The 22,957-nt window shown below is 74.5% G+C and carries 11 protein-coding genes; 4 read left to right on the top strand and 7 right to left on the bottom strand.

Annotated features, from left to right (window positions below):
- Positions 1-500: 500 nt before the first annotated feature.
- Complete coding sequence (locus ACIO92_RS02110) at positions 501-1,238, bottom strand: VOC family protein (RefSeq protein WP_402056133.1); 738 nt, start codon at positions 1,236-1,238, stop codon at positions 501-503.
- 615 nt (positions 1,239-1,853) lie between these two features.
- The gene (locus tag ACIO92_RS02105; RefSeq protein ID WP_366444310.1) at positions 1,854-2,237 is read right to left on the bottom strand and encodes a hypothetical protein; all 384 of its coding nucleotides are present in this window, start codon (positions 2,235-2,237) and stop codon (positions 1,854-1,856) included.
- Between the two features lie 210 nt (positions 2,238-2,447).
- On the opposite strand from ACIO92_RS02105, the gene ACIO92_RS02100 reads away from it, so the two are divergent.
- From ACIO92_RS02100 to ACIO92_RS02085, 4 genes are all read left to right on the top strand, one after another.
- Positions 2,448-4,142 (top strand): RICIN domain-containing protein, encoded by a 1,695-nt coding sequence (locus ACIO92_RS02100; protein WP_402280412.1) that lies wholly within the window; start codon positions 2,448-2,450, stop codon positions 4,140-4,142.
- 462 nt (positions 4,143-4,604) lie between these two features.
- Positions 4,605-5,141: a hypothetical protein gene (locus ACIO92_RS02095; RefSeq protein WP_401236299.1), complete on the top strand. Its 537-nt coding sequence runs from the start codon at positions 4,605-4,607 to the stop codon at positions 5,139-5,141.
- 20 nt (positions 5,142-5,161) lie between these two features.
- Entirely contained in the window at positions 5,162-6,343 is a 1,182-nt protein-coding gene (locus tag ACIO92_RS02090; protein ID WP_366444314.1) for a histidine kinase, read from the top strand.
- Positions 6,340-7,008 (top strand): response regulator transcription factor, encoded by a 669-nt coding sequence (locus ACIO92_RS02085; protein ID WP_366444315.1) that lies wholly within the window; start codon positions 6,340-6,342, stop codon positions 7,006-7,008. Before ACIO92_RS02090 ends, ACIO92_RS02085 begins: the two co-directional genes overlap by 4 nt.
- A gap of 152 nt (positions 7,009-7,160) precedes the next feature.
- On the opposite strand, the gene ACIO92_RS02080 is transcribed toward ACIO92_RS02085, so the two are convergent.
- The 5 genes from ACIO92_RS02080 to ACIO92_RS02060 form a co-directional block, all read right to left on the bottom strand.
- A complete protein-coding gene (locus tag ACIO92_RS02080; protein ID WP_401236296.1) occupies positions 7,161-7,484 on the bottom strand; it encodes a hypothetical protein in 324 nt (107 codons plus the stop codon).
- A 99-nt stretch (positions 7,485-7,583) separates the two neighbouring features.
- Entirely contained in the window at positions 7,584-8,810 is a 1,227-nt protein-coding gene (locus ACIO92_RS02075; protein ID WP_402280415.1) for a cytochrome P450, read from the bottom strand.
- Between the two features lie 925 nt (positions 8,811-9,735).
- Positions 9,736-16,083, bottom strand: a complete 6,348-nt coding sequence (locus tag ACIO92_RS02070; protein WP_402596678.1) for an amino acid adenylation domain-containing protein — start codon at positions 16,081-16,083, stop codon at positions 9,736-9,738.
- A 53-nt stretch (positions 16,084-16,136) separates the two neighbouring features.
- The gene (locus ACIO92_RS02065) at positions 16,137-19,238 is read right to left on the bottom strand and encodes an amino acid adenylation domain-containing protein (RefSeq protein ID WP_366444319.1); all 3,102 of its coding nucleotides are present in this window, start codon (positions 19,236-19,238) and stop codon (positions 16,137-16,139) included.
- Positions 19,239-19,557: 319 nt separating this feature from the next.
- Positions 19,558-22,755: an AMP-binding protein gene (locus ACIO92_RS02060; RefSeq protein WP_402280421.1), complete on the bottom strand. Its 3,198-nt coding sequence runs from the start codon at positions 22,753-22,755 to the stop codon at positions 19,558-19,560.
- Between the last annotated feature and the right edge of the window lie 202 nt (positions 22,756-22,957).

The following is a 22,957-nucleotide window of genomic DNA, read 5'->3' as shown; positions in this document are numbered from 1 at the left end:
CGGTCGTTGGGTTCCGCACCGTCGTGAGGGACTGCCGTCGGGTGTGCTCGCGCCGGACCACCGGCAGATCGCGGCGGTACTGGAGTCGAAGGCGGCCGGGGGCGGAGCGCGGGCCAGGGAACCGGCCGCCTTGCTGGGCTCCAGAGCCTCGCGGGCCCGGACCCCCAGCCGGGAACGGAACCAGGCGACCGGACCCGCCGTACGCCGGTGGTGGAAGAAGGAGTCGACGCGGTCCCGGACCGGGAAGTCGGCGGGCGCGGACCGCCACTCGACGCCGTTGCCGACGACGACGTGGCGGACGGCGTCGATCATCTGCCGGTGGCAGTGTCCCTCGGGCTTCCCGACCCGGCCCTCCGACCGGGCCGCCACCGGCAGCGGCGACCGCACGCACCGCCGCCCGTTCCGCATCCGTCCTACCCGACGGACAACGCCGCCGCCGGTCCGGCCGGTCCGCCGTGTGACCCCGCGCGGTGTGAACCGGCCGGAGCCCATGGGCGGGGTCAGCGAGGGGCGAGGAGGCAGAACTCGTTGCCTTCCGGGTCGGCCAGGACCGTCCAGGAGATCGCGGACCGGTCGATGCCGGTGTCGGTGGCGCCCAGGGCGCGCAGCCGGGCTTCCTCCGTCTTCAGGTCGTCGCCGGGGTAGGGGCGGACATCGAGGTGGACGCGGTTCCATCCGCTCTTGGTGTCGGGGCCGCGGAGGAACTCCAGGTAGGGGCCGACGCCTTGGGCGGAGCGCAGGGTCGCGTGCTCGTCGGTGACCTCGTGCACCGTCCAGTCCGTCGCCCGGCCCCAGAACCGGGCCATCTCCCGCGGGTCGACGCAGTCGACCACCACCGCGGCGATCGGGCCGGTGTCCTGGTAGACCGGACGGGGCTCCAGGACACAGAACTCGTTGCCCTCCGGGTCGGCCAGGACCGTCCAGGGGACGTCGCCCTGACCCACGTCGGCGAGCGTCGCGCCGAGCTCCCTCAGCCGTGTGATCAGCTCCGCCTGATGGGCGGGCGAGGTGGTGGCGAGGTCGAGGTGCACCCGGTTCTTCACCGTCTTGGGTTCCGGGCGGGCGATGATGTCGACGCAGACGGCGGCGGGGTCGGGATAGGCGAAGCCCACGGGTTCGAGGTTGGTCACGCCGGGGCCCTCGCTGTCGACACCCCAACCGAGCGCCTCCGCCCAGAACCGGCCGAGCGCCGAGTCGTTCCGGGCCTTCATGTTGATCTGTACAAGTCGTGTCGCCATGCCGCAGATCCTAGGAGTTCCCGCGGGCCCGGCCCGGTCCGCCCTGAGCGGAGCGGACGACAGGGGCCTCCTGGCGGCCGAACGAGGAACCGTCTCCTCGAAGGCTCATAGCCGCCGTTCCCGGCGGTAGGCGGGATGCCCGGCGTACGACCGGCGAGGACCCGGAGCGCGTGAGCCAGACCCGCCGAGCGGGAATCCGTGGAGTCGGGTGCGGCGGCCCGTCGCACGTGAGGGGGGTGGGCCGACGGGCTGCGCTTCCGGCTCTCGGCCGGGCCTTGACGTCCGGTCGGCCGTCACCATTTCCGGGCGGCTCAGGGAAGTCGCCGTTCTCCGGTGGTGGGGGCCGCTGCCATCGGCCCCTTCGCCGCAACGCCAGGCCAGGGAGCCGACGGCGCCGACGGCGATCGGACACTCGCCGGATTCGGTCCGGGCCGACACCTGGACACCGAGACCACGGCAGTCGACCGAGCGACGCGCGGGCACCCGTACATCGAGCGTCGTGGAAGGGGACGCGGGCGGGCGGTCGGCGGGGAAGGAGGCTCTCCCCCTTCCCCGCCGACGTCTTCCGGCGACGGGCCGCCCCCGTCCGGCCCGTCGCTCACCCCTCGGGGTGGATCAGCAGGAGCGCCACTCGGCGGAGGCCGAGCCGTTGAAGTACTTGCCCGGGTCCGCCGGGACGTCGATCCACTTGGACGTGCCCGAGGGGCCGACGCTCGGGCTGGACTTGGAGCCGCCGCCCGCGTAGTAGAACTTGATGAAGGGGCACCGGCCGTCCGCCTTGGCGTCGAAGATGGTCCCGGTGGCCCGCGCGCCGTCGCAGATGTCGCCGCTGCCGCCGCCTTCGCCGCGGGTCTCGTTCCAGGGGGTGCACGCCAGGGCGGCGCCGGCCGAGGAGGCCGGTGCCGGTGCCGCCGCGATCGTGACCGCCGACACGCCCAGGGCGAGCGCCGCCAGTGTGCGGCCCGCGCGGCGACCGCTGGTGCTCTTCATGATGTTCACGCCGATCAAGGTGTCTCCCGGTGAGTCGGATGCAACCGGCCCGAAACCGGCTTGTGCCGGTCGGGCGGCGGAGGTTGGGTCCTCCTGAAGCGAGAACCAGACTGTGCGGCGGCCCGCGTTGACCGGAGGAGGACCGGGGGACATCCGCAGGTCCACGCGGTGAAGGGGGCGGACAACACACGTTGTCCGTGGACACGAGGAGGGGAGCCGATGGCCAGAGCGGGCAGACGGCAGGGGGCGATGAAGGGAGCGACGGGTGCGGCGAACGAGCTCGCCCGGTTCCTCCGGGAACTGACCGGCACACTGACCGTGCGGGAACTCGCGGAGCGCTACGGAGGAGGTCGGACGCTGTGGAGCGAGTACCGCTCGGGCGCGAGGATCATTCCGCTCGGGCGGCTCGGCGGGGTGGTCCGCGACCGGGTGCGCGACAGCAGGGGACAGCGGGATCTGCTGGCACGGGCCCGAAGGCTGCACGACGCGGCGCTCGTCGCCGAGGTGGAGAGGGAACCCCCGCCACGGCTGGAAGAGGCCCTGCGGCGGGCGGAGACGGACCTCGCGGAGGCGGGACGACTGGTCCGGAGCCTGCTCGCGCTGATCACCGCGCTCCTGCCGACCGGGCCGGACACGGACACGCCCCTCCCGGCGCGGGAGACGGAACCCGACCGCGCCGACGCGCACCTGCACGCCGCCTACGACGAGCTCGGATCGGCATGGGACGTGCGGGCCGCGGCCCGCCGGGCGTACGGCGACGCGGTCGCGGCGACCCGAGACGTGGCGTCCGGGACGCGGGAGGAGCACGGCACGGCGGCGGGAGCCGAACTGGTCCTGGCGGTCGCGCGGGTCGGCAGCGCACTTGAGGAACGGCGCGCGGAGGCCGTCCGGTTGTGGGCGGACGTACGGACGGGCCGCTCCGGAGCGGTGACGGGCGGCGAACCGCTCGCGGGCGTCGTACTGGAGCGGTTGGACAGGCCGCCGACGGTCGCCGTCAGGCCCGCCGCGCCCGTGCCCGTACCCGTGTCTGCACCCGTGCCCGTGTCTGCACCCGTGCCCATGCCCGTCCCCGTGCCCGTGACAGGGGCGGCTCGGATCGGTGTCCACGGTCGTCCCGCCGGAGCCTCCGTACCGCTCATCGCTCTCGCCACCGTGGCCCTGATCAGCGTCGCCATGGTCGCCACGACCGCGGTGGTCGTGCTGGGCGCGCGGCAGGACGTCGCTCCGGCCGCCGGTTCGGCGCCGATCACGGTGCGGGTGCTGCCCGCCCCCGACAGCCGGAGCCCTTCCGCTCCCCGGAACTCCCCTCCGGCCGATGTCGGCCCGCCGCCCGCCGCCACGACGAACACCCCGGGCACCCGTACCCCTGTCCCGGAGAAGCGCTCCGCTCCGGCGGACAGCCCGTCGGTCCCGCCACGCACCTCCGCCCCTGCTCCGGTCCCGCCCCCGCCCGAGCCGCGCACCACGGAACCGCCACCGCTTCCGGACCGCTGGTTCCGCCTCACCAACGCGTCGAGCCGCATGTGCCTCGCCGTACCGGGCGGTGGCGCGGCGCCAGCGGCGACAGGGCTGGTGCAGACGGGCTGCGAGCCCGCCACCGAGCAGTTCTGGCGACTCACGCACGAGGGGGCCCAGCGGTACGCGCTCCGCAACCGGAGCACGGAACAGTGCCTGTCCGTCGACGCGGCGGAGACCGACAACGACGCCATCATCACCCAGTATCCGTGCGGGGACGAGGACGGACTGTTCGCCGATCAGCTCTGGACGTTCCGCTACCACGCGGGCCATCGCGCCTGGCAGCTCGTCAACAGCAACAGCGGGAGGTGCGTCTCGGTCCGCGCGGGCGCCGGAGACATGGAACAGGCCCTTCAGACGGACTGCGTCACCGCCCCCGGTCTGTTGTGGCGGACGTGAGCAGTGGCTGATCGGGTCGCCCGGTCGGCGCCGAGCCGGAGCCCGGCGCGGGGTCGACCGGGCGGCTGTGGCCGGGGGAGCGGGCGCCGGGCCCACCGCTCAGGCCGCGCGTCCGCCACCCCGGCCCGTACGACGTCCTCCTCGACGGTCCGTGGCGCTCGTCCCCGTACGGTGGCCAGGTCATCGGCACCCCTGCTACGGGCGGGCTCTTCGACCGCACGACGGTGCCGCCGCCACGACCGGCCGGATCACCGGACGCGGGCCGGGACCAGGACCGGGACCAGGACCAGGACCGGGACCGGGACCGGCGGCGCACCCGCACCGGCCACCGTGGGCGCCGCGGCCCTGCCGCCGCACTCACCGCCTCGGGAACAGCCCGCAGGACCCCGTGACCGCCATCTCCACCCGTACCTCCACCCGTGGGTGCAGGTGCCAGAAGGCGAGCGTCCACATGCTGGAGGCATGACTTTCACCGACTGGCTCGTAGACATCGCTCTCCTCCTCGTCGTGTTCAGGCAGCTGCGGGAAGGACGGCTGGGACTCAGGTCCTATCTGCTGCCCCTGGGCATCGTGGCGTTCTTCGCCTCCCGCTATCTGCACGGTCTGCCCACGGAAGGCAACGACCTCGTCCTGATCGGTGCGACGGTCGCGGTGGGCGCCGCGCTCGGCATCGCCGGGGGAATCTTCACCCGCGTCCGCTCGCTGAACGGCGACCTGATGATCAAGGCAGGGGCCGTCTCGGCGGCCCTGTGGGTGCTCGGCATGGGCTCCCGGATGGCCTTCCAGCTATGGGTCGACCACGGCGGCGCCGCCGTGGTCGGCAGGTTCAGCGTCCAGCACCAGATCACCAGCGAGCAGGTGTGGGTCACCGCGCTCCTGCTGATGGCGGTGACCGAGGTCGTCACCCGGCTGGCCACGATCTTCGTCCGCAGCCGGACGGTCGCCCGCACGACGCGGCCCGAGACGGTGAGCGCGCCGCTCACCGGCCGACTGGGGTGATCATGGCGTATCGTCACACCATGCCAGTGAGGAACTGGAGGCTCCCCCGCGAGACAGGGGGAGCCGATCCTTGGTCCACGGGGCGCGGCCGGTTCGGGCAGGTCGCGTGGGCGGCGGTCCTCTTCCTCGTCGAGGTGTTCACGCTACGGCCGCTGGGCCCCAGCGGCCGTGGTCTCGCCGTGGCCCTGCTCTTCCTGGTCAACTTCGGCGTCTTCGCCCTGCGGCTCGTGCCCGCGAGGCTCGTCCCCCAGCGGCTCTTCCTGCCCCTGATGGTGTTCGGCGTCGCCGCCGCGGCGGCCCTGATGGCCGTCGCCGACACGGGGACCGCGTGGCTCTTCGCCTTCTTCCTCGCCGCCTTCATCGGCTACCGGCTGAGCACCGGACCTGCCACGGTCCTCGCGGTGTCGCTGAGCCTGCTGTGCGGCGCGGCCCTGTCGTTCCGCGCCGAGCCGGGCCAGCACGCGCTGCTCCTCATGGCCGGGCTGTCCACCGGGGCGCCGGTCCTCGCGGGGATGTCGGGGCGGAGCCGGGCCCAGGCCGTCGAAGCGGCGATCGAGGCCGCCGCATCGGCCGAGCGGGCCGCGCGGGCCGAAGCACGGGCGCTGGTGCTGACCGAACGGAGCCGGGTGGCGCGGGACGTCCACGACGTTCTCGCGCACTCCCTGGCCGGTATCGGAATGCAACTGGAATTGGCGGACGCGCTCATCGAGGTCGGAGAGCCGGAGCAGGCCCGGCAGGCGACCGCCAAGGCGCGGAGCCTGGTGCGGGAGAGCCTGGAACAGGCGCAGTGGACGGTCCGCGCGCTGCGCGAGGAGACCCTTCCCTTCCTGGAGAGCCTGACGGCCATGCTGGAGTCGTCCGGGCACCATCAGGCGCTCACGGTGACCGGGACGGTACGCGAGCTGCCGACACGGACCGCGCACGACCTCCTGCGGATCGCGCAGGAGGCCCTGACCAACGCCACGCGCCACGCCCCCGGAGGACCGGTCCGCGTGACACTGTCGTACGACGAGAGGAGGACCACCTTGAGCATCCTCAACGGGCCGGGCACACTGCCGCTGCCCGCGGGTACGGGCAGCGGGATGGGACTGATCGGTATCCGTGAGCGCGTCGCCCTCATGGACGGAACGGTGACGACCGGTCTCGTACCGTCCGGCCCCCGGCGGGGGTACTGGAAGGTCGAGGTGGTGATTCCGGCATGACCGGGTCAGTGACGGACTCTCCCCTGATCAACGTGGTCGTCGCCGATGACCAGACGGCGGTCCGCGAGCCGCTGGCGATGGTCCTCGCCCTGGCCGGGGACATCGACGTCGTCGGAACCGCGTCCAACGGGCGCGAAGTGCTGGACATCGTCGCCGGACGGCCGGTCGACGTGGTGCTGATGGATCTGCGAATGCCCGTGATGGACGGGACGGAAGCGATCCGCCGACTGGGCGAGACACATCCTGACGTGGCCGTGGTGGTGCTGACGACGTTCGCCGACGACGACTCGATCATGGCCGCGCTGGCCGCGGGCGCCCGCGGCTATCTGACGAAGAACGCGGGCCGTGAGGACATCGCCCGCGCGATCCGTGCCGCCGCGGCCGGTCAGTCGGTCCTGGACCACGAGGTGCGCGCCCGGCTGCTCGCCGCCGTGACCGGGGCGCAGCGCTCCGCACCGGAGGAACCCCTGCCCGAGGACCTGACTCCGCGCGAGCGCGAGGTCCTGGCTCTGATCGGACGGGGTCTCCCGAACCGTGCGATCGCCGAACAGCTCTTCATCAGCGAGGCCACGGTCAAGACGCACATCAACAACCTGTTCGCCAAGGCCCGGATCAGGGACCGGGCCGATGCCGTACGGCGGGCCATCGCCGCCGGTCTCACGTGATCGCGGAGGCTGTGCCCGGCACGGGGGAGGGGCGCCCGGCGCCGGTTCGCCCCCCGCGCCGCCGGGACGCCCCTGCCGTGGTGGCGGACCGGACCGGGGAGCGGAGGAGGGGCGTCCGCCGGAGTGGCCGACCAGTGGCCGCGGCTGCCCGGCTACTGCGAGGCGCGCAGAGCTGTTCCCGCGGAGGCGACATCCAGGTCGACGACGAGCTCCTCGTTCTCCCAGCGGCCGTGCTGTGAGATCGCGAGGCCGATCAGCGCCAGTTCCCCTGCACGGTCGCGCAGGGCGTACTGCTCGTGGGTCTCCTCACCGAGTTCACCCAGCTCGTCACGATCCCAGGCGGCGACCGCGGCCTCGGCCAAGGCCCTCGGCAGGCGCACGGTGACCCGGCCGACCTGAGCTTCGACACGGGCACCGATCGCCGCCAGCACCTTCGAGTCTTCCTGATACCTGACGTACTGCTCCTGATCGTTCACCTGGTGAGGGTACGCGCGGACTCGCGACCGGTCGCAGCCGGTCAACCCGGCGAACCTGTGCGGTCAGAGCGCTGGCCGTCTGCGCCGGAGGGAGTCGGCCTAGGGGCGGAGGCGGACCGGCAGGGACTTGTGCCCGTTGCTGAGCAGGGAACCGAGCGGCTCCAGCTCCTCTGCGGGGACGGCGAGTTCGATCTGGGGGAAGCGGCCGAAGAGACCCTTGAGCGCGGCGGCCAGCTCCATGCGGGCCAGGGGCGCGCCGAGACAGAAGTGGACGCCGTGACCGAAGGCCAGGTGCTCCTTCGTCACCCGTGTGATGTCGAAGGTGTCGGCGTCGGCGTGCCAGGCGGGGTGACGGTTGGCGGCGGCGTAGGAGGCGAGGATCGCCTCGCCCTCGGGGATGACCCCGCCGTCGGGCAGGTGGACGTCCCGGACGGCGTACCGCATCGGCAGGTGTGTGATGGCGGGTTCCAGACGGAGGGTCTCCTCGACCACGTCGCTCCAGTCGGCGCGGCCCTCGCGGACGTGGTCGAGCTGTTCCGGGTGGGCGAGCAGGAGGCTGACGGCCTGGTCGATGACGTTGACGGTGGTCTCGTACCCGGCGCTGATCATCAGCAGCAGGGTGTCCCGGAGTTCGTCGTCGCTCAGTCCCCGTCCGTCCGCGGCCTCTTCGTCACGGGCGGAGACGAGCAGGGACGTCAGGTCGTCCCCGGGTTCGGCGCGGCGGGCCGCGATGAGCTCGTCGAGCATCCCGCGCAGCGCCCCGGCGTTGACGGTGGCCTGCTCGATGGTGAGCGTCGTGGCGAAGACACCGTCGACGACGGTGCGGAAGGCCTCGCGCCGCTCGGTGGGGACGCCCATGAGACGGCAGATGACGGCGATGGGCAGCGGGTGGGCGAGGCGGTCGCGGAGGTCCACGGTCCCGCCGCCCGGGAGCGCTTCGAGTTCGTCGAGCAGGGAGTCGACGGTGGCGTCGACGAACGGAGCGAGGGCCTGGACACGGCGGGCCGAGAACGCGGGGGCGATCATGCGCCGCAACCGGGCGTGGGCGTGGCCGTAGGCGGTGAACATGTTGTTCACCGCGACCCACAGGGCCAGCGGCCAGGACTGTACGACCTCGCCGAACGCGGGCCAGTGGGCGCGCGCGTCCTTGGAGACGTCGTCACTGGTCAGGAGCTTCTTGAGGAGATCGGGGTCGGTGACGGACCAGGCGGTCACCCCGAGGATGTCGACGCGGACCGCGGAGCCGTGGGAGCGCAGCAGGGCGCTCTCGGCCTGACGGGTGGCACCGGTGGGGTCGAGGACGATCGGCGGGGGCTGGGTGCTCACTCGGGTGCTCCTCGGGGTGTGCGTGCGGGTGCGGGGACGGGGCGGACCGTGGTGCGGGTACGGCCCCGAGGGGCCGGGCCGGGTACCCGTCGGCGATCGGGTCGCGGACGACGACGGACCACGGGGGGAGGGCCGTCGAGATCTCCGTGGCCGCCCGGCAACACATACCCCGTCGACGCGCCCCGCTATCCGGCGTAACGGCTCGGTCCGGTCCGGGCGGACGGGATGTACCGAGCACCGGGCCTTCCGCCCGGGTACGGCGGCGGACGGCGCCCACGGCGGTGCGGGGAGCAGGAGGGCCGGACTCCGACGGGCCGTGTGGTTCGACCGGCGCCCATGGCAGGGAAGACGTGCCGGTGTCGGGCTGCCGACGGTCGTCCGGCGGCGCGTCCAGTGGCACGACCGGCCCCGGCCACCCGCACCTGACGGTCCGTCCGGTGTCGGCGGCCGAGAGGCCGCGCCGGGGTCGCCGTCGGTGGAGCCGGGCCGAAGGGACCTCGTACAGCCGTGGATGGCTGTGGACGGCCGTGGGTGCGGGGGTTGGTGACGGCTGTCGACGTGCCACCCGTCGTCCTCGTGCGCGGCACGCGGTTCCGGTGCCGGTCGACGGGGCTCACGACTCGCCCCGCTCCGGGAGGACTTCCCGGTGGGCGTCGTCGAGCCGCCGGGTCATGGGGCGCGTTCCGGTCAGGCCCGGAGTCCGGACGCGGCGACGGAGACCATCGCCCGCGCGGTGGACGCGCTCGGGCACGGGCCCGCGCTGGTCGCCGGGCACTCCCTCGGCGGATGCGTCTCCCTCGAACCGCCTTCCGCCGCTTCGCCCCGCGACTGCCGCCCGGCACTCCCTGGTACGGGACGCGGTACGGGGCCGCTCACCGTGCGGCGAGCGGCCCCGTACCCGTACTTCCTTGTCCTGAGCGGTCGTTCAGTCGGTTCGGCCGGTCAGGGCCATGGCGGTTGCGGGGGTGTCGGTGGCGCGGCCTGAGGTGAGGGCGGCCAGGCCCACCAGGTCGTCCGCCTGCGCGTCCGGCACCTCCCGGTCGAACCGGGCCAGCACCCGAACCCGTAGCGACACCGCCGCCAGGAGCAGGATCGCGGCCCCGAGCAGGACGTAGAGCAGCCCGGTGCCCCGGCCCTCGCCCACGCCCAGGACGGCGCCGACGGTGTCGGCGAGACCGCCGCCGGACGCCATCAGCGGCTCAAGGAACCGGCTGCCGAACGGTGCGATCAACAGGAAGCCGACCGGCAGCGTGGACCACGCCACCAACTGGTTCAGCGCCATCACCCGGCCGTGGAACCGCTGCGGCACCTTCACCTGAATGATCGTCAGATAGATGCCGTTGAGCAGCGAGAGCGACGCCGACATCCCGAACACCCCGGCGCAGACCACCAGGAGGTCGGGACGCAGCCCGGTCAGGACGGAGAAGAACGCGAGCACCGGCACCACGAGCAGCATCCCGCGCATCCGGCGGTGGCGCGGTCCGCCCCAGATGCCCATCGCGAGCCCGCCGCCGATCGCGCCGAGTCCGCCCGCGAGGGAGACCGTGGCCACCGTGCCGAGCCCGGAGAAGCCGAGCACCAGCGGCGAGACCATCTGGAAGAGGACCGGCAGGAAGAGGTTGAGCACCGCGAAGAAGATCAGCATCGCCCGGAAGCCGGGCCGCCGCCAGACCAGTTGGAACCCGGCCGTGATCTCCTGCTTCAGGGTCTCGCGCCGCCGCGCTGCCAGCGTCCGGGGGAAGCGGACGGTCAGCAGGACCAGCGCCGCCACCACACAGCTGATCACGTCGATCAGCAGCACTCCGCCCAGACCGATGGCGGCGAGCATACCGACCGCCGCGAGCGGGGCGACCACCTGGGCGATGCCGCCGGATATCTGGACGACACCGTTGGCATGGCCGAGATAGCGCTTCGGCACGAGCTGCGGGATCGCCGACTGGAAGGCGAGCCGTTGCCCGGTGAGGGAGACGGAGAGGATCGCCATCAGCACCCCGACGTGCCAGGGCCGCAGGTTCCCGAACAGATGGAGCACGGCCAGCACCGACTCGGACGTGCCGCAGACCAGGGTCGAGACCAGCATCACCCGGCGGCGGTCGACCCGGTCGACCAGACTCCCGAGGACGGGGGCGGCGAGCAGCCCCGGCACGATGCCGAGGACGGCGAAGAGGCCGAACCAGGCGATGGAGTCCGTCGACAGGTAGATCCACAGCGGCAGGGCGAACTCGGTCAGCGCCGAGCCGGTCTGCGAGATCATCTGGGAGGCGGCGACGGCCACGAACCGGCGCGTGTCGCGGCGGGTCGCCGGAACGGCGGCGCGCTCACCGGCGGCGGGAGCGTGGTGCACACCGTCCAGCCACCAGGTGGCGCGCGCGGGGCGCCGGGCCCGGGTGAGGGCGGTGACGTCGGGGTGCTCGGCCCCCTCGGCCCCCTCGGCCCCCTCGGCCCCCTCGGCCCCCTCGGCCCCCTCGGCCCCCTCGGCCCCCTCGGCCCCCTCGGCCCCCTCGGGCTCCGGGACGGGAGTGGCGCCCATGACGTGGGTGGCGTCCGGGGCCCCGGCGGCCTTCCCGGCCCGCGTGGCCCCAGCGACCCCTGCGGGGGCTTCCGTCGCCGTGACCCCTGCGGTCCCGTCGGCCTCCAGCACCCCGCCGGCCGTGTCCTCCGGGTCGTACGCCGGGAGCGACGCGGCCACCGCCGGGTGGACGGTGGTGACGATCTCGGCCAGTTCCCCGGCACGGTGCTTGAGGAAGTAGTGGCCGCCCTCGTCGAGCACGGCCACGGCGGTGGTGGAGCCGACGAAGCCCCACTCCCGGTACCGCTCGCGGTGGAACTCCGTCCCCGGGTCGGCCGAACCGATCACCGAGACCACCGGGGACGCCAGCGGCGGCGCGGGCCGTGCCAGACGCTCCGTGAAGTACGCCTCGGCCGCACGGGAGTCCTCCCGCACGTTCCGCACGATCGTGGCCAGCTGCTCCGGATCCAGTCCCTCCAGATCGGCGCCCATCGAGCGGAGCCAGTTCAGATGGAGCCGTCCGCTGCGCCGCCGGTCGAGCACGGAGAACCGGGCGAGGAGCCCGAGCAGGCCCTCGGTGGGCCGGGCGAAGGGGAAGATCCCGCCCAGATAGAGGGCGGTGGGCTCCCGTCCGGCCGCCGCCAGCAACTGGGCGACCTCGACGCCGAGCGCCGCGCCCACCCCGCAGTGGCCGTACACCGCGACCGGTCCGCTGACCCCGCTCAGCACCTCCTCGACGCAGCGGCGGGCCACCTCCTCCAGCGGCAGCGACTCCTCGGACATGCCGAGGTCGTGCCCGGGAACGGCGACGGCGTGCAGGGCGACGCCGGGCGGCAGGGCGTCCGCGAGGGGCTGGTAGGCGACGGCGCTGCCACCGCCGTACGGCAGACAGACCAGGGAGAGCGTGACCCGGTCGGCGGGTTGCCGGGGGGTCAGCTCATGGAGGAGCCTGCTCGGTCCGCGCTCGGACTCGGAGCGGTCGGCGAGCGCGGCGAGCGCCGCGACGGTCCGCTCCCGGAAGACGTCCACGAGGGTGATCCCGGCCTCGCCGCCGAGCAGCTTCCGCAGCGCGGCCACCATCCGCATCGCGAGGAGCGAGTGGCCGCCCAGGTCGAAGAAGTCGTCGTGCGCGCCGACGCGTTCCAGCCCCAGGAGCTCCGACCAGCAGGCCGCGACGGCCTCCTCGGTGGGGGTGGAGGGGGCCGTCCAGACGGCTCCCTCGCCGGGTTCCGGCGCGCCGGGCTCGGGCAGGGCCCGCCGGTCGACCTTGCCGTGGGCCTGCCGGGGCAGATCGGGCAGGACGACGAAGCGGGAGGGGACGAGGTAGTCGGGCAGCTTCTCGGCCAGCAGTCGGCGCAGTTCGGCCACCGGGGGCGGGGTCTCGTCCGTGGCCGGGACGAGATAGCCGACGAGGACGAGTTCCCCGGCGGGTCCCCGGGCGGCGGCGACGGCCTGGGCCACTCCGGGGAGCCGGGCGAGATGGGCCTCGACCTCGCCCAGTTCGACCCGGTAGCCACGGATCTTGACCTGATGGTCGTCGCGGCCGAGGAACTCGACCGTACCGTCGGAGCGGTGCCGGGCGAGGTCCCCGGTGCGGTACATACGGGGTGGAACGCCCCCCGCCGCCGCTTCTCCGGCACCTTCGACATCTCCGCCCGGGGCGAACGGGTCGACGCGGAAGCGGTCGGCGGTCAGTTCCGGCAGCCCCAGATAGCCGCGCGCCAGCCGGTCGCCGCCGATCCACAGTTCCCCCGGCACCCCGGCGGGCACCGGCTGCCGCCGGGCGTCGAGCAGATAGACCCGGGCGCCCGGCAGCGGACGCCCGATGGGCGTGGTGGGTCCCCCAGCGGGCCGGTCCGGGTCCACGAGGTGGGTGGTGGCGCCCACGGTGGCCTCGGTCGGCCCGTAGTGGTTGATCACCCGGCAGCCCGTACGGGCTCCCGCCACCGCGAGCAGCCGTGCCCACTCCCAGCCGGACGCCTCCCCGCCGAGGACGAGCAGCCGCCGGGGCAGCAGCTCCGCCGGGTCGTCCACCTCCGCGCTCAGCGCGGCCAGATGGGAGGGGGTGAGCTTGACGCAGTCGATGCGCCGCCCCGCCAGATAGGCGGCCAGCTCGGGGCCCGGGGTGCGCGGGGGCAGCAGATGCAGGGTGCCGCCGGTGGTGAGCGAGAGATAGAGGGTGGTGAGCCCGAAATCGAAGGCGAGCGACTGGAGCAGGACGTAACGGGCGCCGTCCGGCAGCCCCGCCTCCGCGAAGCGCTGCCGGACCCCGGCGAGGTAGGTGAGCACCTGGCGGTGCTGCACGGCCACGCCCTTGGGGGTGCCGGTGGAGCCCGAGGTGTAGATCACGTACGCGAGGTGGTCGGGGCCCGCGCCGTCGCCGGGCGGGGTGTCGGGGACGGCCGCGAGCCGGTCCGCCAGTCCGTCGAGCAGCAGGACGGGGGCGTCGGACGCGGTCAGCAGCGACCGTCGTACGGAGGTGGTGACGAGGGCGACCGGCGCGGAGTCGGTCAGCATGTGGGCGAGGCGTTCGCGGGGCTGCTCGGGGTCGAGCGGCACGTACGCGGCACCGGACTTCATGACCGCGAGCAGGCAGACGGCCTGGTCGAGACCCTGGTCGAGACAGACACCGACGAGCCGGTCGGGTCCGGCGCCGGAGGCACGGAGGAGCCGGGCGAGCCGGTTGGCCCGGCGGTCGAGTTCGGCGTACGTGAGGGTGCGGTCCTCGTGGACCAGGGCGACCGCGTCGGGGGTGCGGTCGGCCTGCGCGGTGACGGCTTCGGCGAGGGTCGCGGCGGCCGGGCGGGCCGTGCCGGAGTCGTTCCACTCGTACAGCACCCGGTCGCGTTCGCCCGGGGTGAGGAGGCCGAGGGCGCCGACGGGGGTGTGCGGCGCGGCGGCGGCCCCGGCCAGGACGCGCTGCCAGTGCCCGGCGAGACGGGCGATCGTGTCGGCGTCCCAGAGGTCCGTGCGGTAGGTGACGAAGGCGTCGAGACCGTCCTCGGTCTCGGTGCAGTACAACCCCAGGTCGAGATGGACGCCGCTGCCCTCGAAGGGGAAGGTCCGCCATTCCAGGTCGTGCGGACGGACGGCCTGGGCACGGTGGTTCTGGAGCGCGAAGGAGACCTGGAAGAGCGGCGGACGGCCGAGGTCGCGCGGCAGGTCCAGGGCCTCGACCAGCCGCTCGAACGGCGTCTCGCGGTGCTGCTGGGCACCGAGCGAAGCCGTACGGACACGGTCGAGGACGGTGGCGAAGTCGGGTCCCGCGCCGTCGTCGTCGGCCGCTGACCCGCTCCCCGGCGAAGTCCCCGGCGCGGATGTGGACGTGAGATCCGGTGCGGACCCGGGCTGGGACTCGGCTTCGGACCCGGACTCTGCTTCGGACCGGGGCTCCGGTGCGCCGAGATCGGCCCGGATCGGCAGCATCGTGCTGAACAGACCGATCAGGCCCTCGGTCTCCTCGGTGGGACGGCCCGCGAACGGGGTGCCGACGGCGAAGTCCCGCTGTCCCGACCAGCGTCCGAGCACCACCTGGAAGGCGGCGAGCAGGGTCATGTAGAGGGTGGCGCCCCGGGCCCGGGAGAGCGCGCGGACGGCCCGGTGGGTGTCCTCGTCGAGCCGGAAGGCGTGGGTCGCCCCGCCGGGGCCGGGCAGGGCGGGACGCGGCCGGTCGGTGGGCAGATCGAGCGGCGGGACCCCGGTCATGGCCTCTCGCCAGTACCGCAGTTCGTCGTCGGCGCGGGGCAACTCCTGTCGCTCGCGCTGCCAGTGGGCGAAATCGCCGTAGCGGACGGGCAGCGGGGGCGGGGTCGGGGTGGCGCCCCGGGCCAGTTCCCCGTATCCGCCCAGGAGTTCGTCCAGGAGCACTCCGGCGGACCAGCCGTCACCGACGAGGTGGTGCTGGCAGATCACCAGGACGTGGTCGTCGTCGGCGAGGCGCAGCAGCAGGGCCCGCAGCAGGGGGCCGTCCGCGAGGTCGAAGGGGCGCGCCACCTCGTCCTCGACGGCGGTGCGGGCGGCGGCCTCCCGTTCCCCGGCCGGGACGTCCGCCAGGTCCCGGGTGTGCCAGGGCACGGTGAAGCCCTCGGCGGGCGCGATCCGCACCCGGGGCGCTCCGTCCTCGTCGACGGGGAAGGAACTGCGGAGGGTGTCGTGGCGTACGGCGGTCAGGCGCAGCGCCTCGGCGAGGGCTTCGGCCCGGAGCGGGCCGCGCAGCCGCCCGGCGGTGGGCAGCACGTACGAGGCGGTGCCGGGGGTCAACTGCTCGACGAACCACAGGCGTTCCTGCGCGAGGGAGAGTGGCGGGACGGCGTCGTCCGGGCGCGCCGGGATGCCGGTGGGCCGGGCGGCCGCGGCGGCGGTGCGCTCCCGCAGCCGCCGGGCGAGCAGGGCGCGCTGATCACCGCTGAGCGTCCGCCGGAACGGCGGCGCGGCGGACCCGGGCAGGGTGTCGGGGGGTGTCGGGGCCGGTGCGGTGGGCTGCGACGCGGACGGTACGGGCCGGTCGCCCGTCGCCCGGGGCCGCTCCGGGGCCGCCGTCGCCGAGGCTCGTACGGAGACGGCGGGCGCGGGTCCCGCCGGTGCGGCGACGGTGGACGCGGACGCGGCGGCGGAGACCGGGGAGACCGCGGAGACCGAGGAGACCGCGGACGCGGTGACGGCCGGTACGGAGGCGGACAGCGCGGAGGCGCCCGGCAGAGAGGCGCCCGGTACAGGGGCGGCCGGTATGGAGGCGCCCGGTATGGGTGTGGCGGGCGTGGTCATGGGGGCTCCTGGGGCTGTCTGCGTTCCCGGAGCGGGGGAGTGCGGGGGGTTCATCACGCCTCCTCCTCCGTCAGCAGCTCGCGCACGACCTCGTCGGTGACCGTGGCCACCGTGGTGGGCTCCTCGTAGAACACGTGCAGGGGGACGTCGACGCCCAGACGGTCCCGGATGCGGGCGGCGACCTGGGTGATCGTCAGGGAGTGCGCGCCGAGGTCGACGACGTCGTCGTGGTGGCCGATGGCGGGCAGGCCCAGCACCTCGCACCAGATGGCGGCGATCTCGGCGGCCAGCTCCTCCCAGCCGTCGTCCGAGTCCTGCGCGTCACCCGGGGGAGCGGTCTCCGGGGTGCCCCGGACGGGTTCCGGCAGGGCCGCGCGGTCCGTCTTGCCGTTGGGGGTGAGGGGGAGGGCCGGGAGCGGCTGGACGACTCCGGGGATCATCGCGTCCGGCAGGGTCAGGGCGAGGAAGGCGCGCAGCTCGGCGCTGGTCGGCGCGGGCGCCTCCGGGCGCCAGACCGGGTACGCGACGAGCATCCGGCCGACCGGGTCGCCGTCCTCGCCCCGGACGGAGACGGCGGCGGACGCCACGGCCGGGTGCTCCTGGAGCCGGGCCTCGATCTCTCCGAGTTCGATCCGGTGGCCCCGCAGCTTGATCTGGTCGTCGAGGCGGCCGAGGCAGTCGAGCGCGCCGTCGGGCCTGACCCGGGCGAGGTCGCCGGTGCGGTAGTGGCGGGCGCCGGTGGCCGGGTCGGTGACGAAGCGTTCGGCGGTGCGCTCGGGCAGGCCGCGGTAACCCCGGGCGAGTCCCGCGCCGCCCAGGGCCAGTTCTCCGGTGACACCGTGCGGTACGGGCTGTCCCGCCGGGTCGACCACCAGGGCGGTGGTGCCCGCGATGGGGCGGCCGATGGAGACCTCGTCGGGTGCGGGCGGCACTTCGGCGGCGGTGGACCAGATGGTGGTCTCGGTCGGCCCGTAGACGTTCCAGAGCCGTGCGACGCGGGCGCGCAGCCGGCGGGCGAGCGGGAGGGGGAGCGCCTCGCCGCCGGTGAGGGCGGTGAGGGCGGGGGCGTCGAGTCCGCCGTCCAGCATGAGCCGCCAGCCCGAGGGGGTGGCCTGCGCGTGGGTGACGCCGTGCCGCTCGACCAGGGCGGCGAGGGCGCGGCCGTCGCGGGTCTCCGTCTCGCTCGCGATCACCACCCGGCCGCCCGTGATCAGCGGCAGCAGGAGTTCCAGGGCCGAGATGTCGAAGGAGAGCGAGGTGACGGCGAGCCAGCTGTCCTCGGGACCCGAGGACAGGGTGTCGCGGAAGGCGAGGAGGAGGTGGGCGAGTGCGCCGTGGGGGACCTCGACCCCCTTGGGGCGGCCGGTGGAGCCGGAGGTGTAGATGAGGTAGGCGAGGTCGTCGGGCGCGGGCAGCGGCAGCGGCGACCCTTCGCCCGCGTCGGTCGCCCGACCGGTGAACAGGTCGTCGAGCAGGAGGGTGTGGCCGTGGCCCTCGACCAGGTGGGCGGTGCTCCGTCGGGCCAGCGCGAACGGGGCTCCGGCGTCCGCGAGCACCAGGGAGACGCGCTCCGCGGGGTAGGACGGGTCGACGGGCAGGTACGTGCCCCCGGCGAGGGTGACGGCGAGGACGGCGGTCAGCATCTCGGCGGACCGCTCCGCGCAGACGGCGACCACGGTCCCGGGACCGGCCCCGGCGGCGGTGAGCCGCTGGGCGAGGCCGGTGGCGGCGGTGGCCAGGGCCGCGTAGTCCAGGGTCCGTTCGCCGTCCGTGACGGCGGGCCGCGTGGGGTGCGCGGCGAAGGACCGGGCGAGCAGCGCGGGCAGGGTGGCGGCGGGGGCCTCGGCGGCGGGCGCGGGGCCGCGCAGCGGGGCGCGTTCCGCCTCGTCCAGGAGCGGCAGGTCCGCGAGCGCGGTGCCGGGGGCGGCGGCGATCGAGGCGAGCAGTCGGCGCAGATGGGCGCCGACCCGGTCGGCGCGGACCGGGGACGGCAGGTCCGTACGGTGGGTGAGCAGGACGCGGAGCCGGTCGGGACCGTCGAGGACGTGGAACCGGAGGGCGCCGCGCGCGGTCCCGGGGAAGAGCGTCCAGTCGACGGTGGCGCGGACTCCCGGGAAGACGACGGGCGCGATCCGGCCGCGGTACGTCAGGATGACGGGCGCGAGCGAGGGGCCGGGCCGCAGGCCCCGGACGGCGCGGGACAGCGGGACCCGGCGGTGCGGGTAGAGGCCGCGCAGTTCGTCGCGGACCGCGTGGGCGAACTCGCCGAAGGACGTGCCCGGTTCGGGCGCGGTGACCACGGGCAGCTCGTTGGCGTGCATCCCGATCCGGTCGGTGGTGCCGGGTGCGCGGGTGCCGAGTCCGACGGTGACGGCGGGGCGCTCGTTCCCGTACCGCAGGAGGAGGGTGTGCACGGCGGTGAGGAGGAGTTCGAAGAAGGTGACGCCGAGCTTCCGGGCGGTGTCGGTGAGGTCGGCGCGGAGCGCGGGGTCGAGGTCGAAGTCGACGGCCGCGCCCGGACCCGCGCCTTCGGCGCCTTCGGGTGCGGTGCCGAGACCGGGCAGCAGCACCGTGGGGCCGGGCAGCGGGCGGTCGGCCCAGTGGGCGGACGCCTCCGCGACCGCGTCGGCGTCGGGCCCGGGGAGGTCGGAGGCGTGGAGGAGCGTGGGGCTCTCGGGGGCGGCCGGGGCCGGTGCCGCTCCGGTGCGGTGGGCGTAGCAGGCGGCGAGGTCGGTCAGGAACACGTCGGTGGAGGTGCCGTCGAAGGCGATGTGGTGCGCGACGACCAGCAGGGTGGCGTGGTCCGGGTCCGTGCGCAGCAGGGTGAACCGTACGGGGGGTCCCGCCGTGAGGTCGAACGGTTCCGCGCTCGCGGCGGCCAGCGCGGCGGGCAGCTCGTCCGGTGCGGTGTCGCGCACGGTCAGCGAGGGTGCCGGGCCGGGGGCGAGCAGGGGGACGCCGTCCTCCTCCCGGACCGTCAGGGTCAGGGCCGGGTGCCGGTCGGCCACGTCGGCGCAGGCGGCGGCGAGCGCGTCGGCGTCCAGGGGGCCTTCGAAGCGGACGGTGAAGGGCATGTGGTGGACGGAGCCGAGCGGCGCGATCCGCTCGTTGATCCAGATGCCCTGTTGGGCGGCGCTGGCGGGGGTGCTGGTCACGGGTCTTCCTCGGTCTGTGCGGCGCCGGGGGGCGTGGCGCGAGTGGAACGGGAGAGAGAACGGTCGGTGCGGTGCGGTGCGGTGCGGTGCGGTGCGATGTGGTGTGGCGGTGCGGTGCGGTCGGACGGGAGCCTGATGGGCCCGCGCCCCTGCCCGGCGCGGATCGACGCGGAGCGGGCAGGGCGGCACGACGGCACGGTTACGGGGCCGGCGTCGGCGCTGACGGCGGGCGGGTGCGGCGGAGGTGGACCGCGGTCGTCGGTGGACGCCGGTGGTCGGTGGCCGGTGTCGGGACGGTGACGTGCGGGACCCGGGGCGGTCAGGGAGCGGCGGCGGCCGTGATGAGGGCCGCGCGGAACTCCTCGGCCAGCGTGGCGATCAGGGGCTCCTCGAAGGCGAGCGCGTTGTACTGGATCCAGCAGTTCAGCGAACCGTCCGGCTGTTCCACCACGGTCAGTTCGGGCACTCCGAGGTCCCCGCCGGGCAGCGGCCAGGGCACGGTGGTGCCGCGCGGCAGCTCCCACGGCTCGCAGCGCAGGCCCGGCAGATGGGCCCCGGCGGCCCAGCTCTCGTACCGCAGCCAGGCCGGGAAGGCCACGACGTGCGGGCTGAACTCGGCGTACGGGTACATCTGGTGGTCGAGCGCCCCGGTGGCGGCCCGCCTGACCCGCTCGGCCAGTTCGGCGAAGCCGGGTCCTCCGGAGCAGTCCACGCGCACCAGCAGGGACTGCACCAGACAGCCGACGGCCTGCTCGGCCTCCGCGCTGGTCCGGCCGGGGACGGGAGTCATGAGGACCAGGTCGGAGCGGTCCGCGCGGGCCGTGAGCAGTCCGCTCCACAGGGCGGCGACCGCCATGAAGGGGGTGACGCCGAGCGAGCCCGCCCGCTCCCGCAGCCGTCCGGCGGGACCGGACGCCACGGTGAAGGGGTGCGCGACGGTGTGCACGCGGTCGACGGCGCGCCGTCCGGGGAAGGGGTCCAGCGCGGACGGGGCGCCCGCGAGCATCGTGGCGAAGTGCCGTCGGCCGCTCTCCCAGCGGTCGTTGGACCGGCGCACCAGCTCCGGGTAGGGCAGGCCGGGGTCGGGCAGCCGGGGGACCCGGCCCCGGCGCAACGCGTCGTAGGCCAGGCCGAGTTCGCGGAGCAGGACACCGATCGACCAGCCGTCCGCGACCATGTGGTGCACGGCGAGCAGGACGACGTGGTCCTCGGGTCCCCGGGAGACGACGAGCAGCCGGGCCGTCGGATCCACCGCGAGGTCGGTGAGCCGGTCGCGCTCCGCGACGAGCAGGGCGTTCACGTCCTCGTCGGTGGCGCCGTGAGCGTCCCGCAGGGTGACCCGGGCGCGGGGCTCCTCGTCGAGGACGGTACGGGCCAGGCCCCTCACCTCGCCGGGAACCGCGACGAACCGGGTCCGCAGGGCCGGGTGGCGGAGCACCAGCGCGACCAGGGCGCGGCCGAGGGCGTCCCGGTCCAGCGGGCCGGTGACCCGGAACAGGGCGGTGACGGCGCCGACGTCCCGGCCGTCCGCCTCGGCCATCCAGCAGAGGAAGTTCTCCTGCTGGCTGGTGAGCGGGACCTCGTGGTGCTGGGCCCGCAGGGCGCGCAGATAGGGCGGGAGCGCCGGACCGGGCGCCCGGTCCCCGGAGGTATCGGCGTCCGCCTTCCCCTCCCGGGCCTTCTCCCCGTCGAGCCAGGCCGCCTGGGCGCGCAGCGACGGACGGCCGAAGACGAGGTCGACGCCGGTGTCGACCCCGAACCGGTCGGCGACGGCGGTGGCGAGGTGCACCGCGCGGAAGGAGTCGCCGCCGAGGGCGAAGAACTCGTCCGCCGTGTCCCGTACCGGGCGGCCGAGGACCTCCTGCCAGAGGGCGGCGAGGCGCAGTTCGGTGGGGGTGCCGGGCGGCCTGGCGGGGGCCGTGCCCGCCGTGCCCGCGCCGGGCTCCTCACCCGTGGCGGCTGCCTCGCCCGCGGTGGCCGTTTCGTCCGCGCTGGCTTTTTCGTCCGTCGTGAAGAGCGGGCGCAGTCGGCGCTTGAGGACCTTGCCGGAGGCGTTGCGCGGCAGGTCGTCGGCGAGCAGGACGCGCACGGGCAGTTCGGCGCGGGCGAGACGGGTGCTGAGGAAGAGCCGTAGCGCGTCGAGGTCCAGACCGTGGGCGGCGGGGACCACGACGGCGACCGGTACGGACCCCATGACCGGGTGCGGCACGCCGAGCGCCGCCGCGTCCGCGACGTCCGGGTGCTCGTGCAGCGCGTCCTCGATCCGGAGGGTGGAGACCTTGAGCGCCCCGGACTTGATGACATCGCTCTCGCGGTCCACCAGGTGCAGATAGCCGTCCTCGTCGAGCCGCCCGAGGTCGCCCATCCGCACCCAGCCGTCGCGGAAGACCGTGGTACCGGCGGTCGGGTCCCCGGCGTACGAGCGCGGGGGGCCGGGCTGGCGCAGCCAGATCTCCCCCGTCTCTCCGGCCGGTACGGGGGCGCCGTCCTGGGTGAGGATCCGCAGGTCCCGGGGATCGGTGGGGCGGCCCACCGCGCCCGGCGGAGCCTGGCCGACGACGGCGGAGAGCTGCGCGGGGGCGGACTCGGACGAGGTGTAGACGTTGACGACGGTGGCCTTCGGCAGCGCCTCGGTGAGGGCGCGGGCGACGGGCGCGGGCAGGGCGGCGGCCGAGGAGCTGAGCAGCAGGACGCCGGAGAGGTCGTACCGGTCGGGCACCCCGGAGTTGAGCAGTTCGATCGCCATCGACGGGACGAGGAAGACGGTCCCGATGTCCCGTTCCTCGATGGCCCGGCCGAACTCGTCGGCGTCGAAGCGGGGGAGGACCACGGTGGTGGGCGCGCCGGTGAGGGCGCTGATGAGCATCACCTGCCCGGCGTTGGTGCCGAGGGGGAAGGAGTGCAGGGCGTGGCGCGAGTGGGCGTAGGGCCGGGGGCGGGGGTCGAGGCGCAGGCCCGCCGTGAGGTTGGCGTGGGAGGCGCGGACGCCCTTGGAGTCACCGGTGGTGCCGGAGGTGCCGACGACTTGGGCGAGGTCGTCGGGGGCGGGACCCGTGAGTTCCCGGTCGAGTGCCCCGCCGGGAACGCCACCGGCCGCCTCGGCGTCGGTCAGCGACAGGTCCGTGCCGCCCGGGAGGCCTTCCAGCGGCGGCAGTTCGGCGCCGCGAAGGACCTTGGTGGCACCGCAGACCCCGGCGAGCCGTACGGCCTCCGGTGCGGTCAGGTCGGCGCGCAGCGGCAGCACCGCGGCTCCGGCGTAGTGGACGGCGAGGACGGCGACCGCGTAGCCGTCCCACTCCCGGTCGGTGAAGCGCAGGGCCACGAGTTCGCCGGGGCGGACGCCCGCCCCGGCCAGCCCCCGTGACGCACGGACGGCCCGCTCGCGCCACTCGCCGTAGGTGAGCGAGCCACCGCCGCGCACCTCGATCGCGACCCGGTCGGGCTGTTTCGCGGCCCGGGAGTCGAGAAGGTCGGGGACGGTCAGCGGTGCGGTCCTGGCGTTGATGATGTCCTCCAAGAGCGTGTCCCCCGCTGGTCGTCGAGCCGGGGGATGCGGTGGCACAGGAGAGGGTTCACGGGCATGGCGCACGGTTGTTGCCCTTAGGTATGGTCTGGACCTTCGGCAGGGCATGGGAACCATAGCGCGCCACTGTCGTACTTGTGTCGCAATGATGGAGAGTTCGTGGACATCGGTGGGGATCGGGAGCGTTGGCCGCACC

This window comes from Streptomyces sp. NPDC087215 (assembly GCF_044744885.1).
Taxonomy (GTDB): domain Bacteria; phylum Actinomycetota; class Actinomycetes; order Streptomycetales; family Streptomycetaceae; genus Streptomyces.
This window is presented reverse-complemented; position numbering and strand designations above follow the sequence as displayed.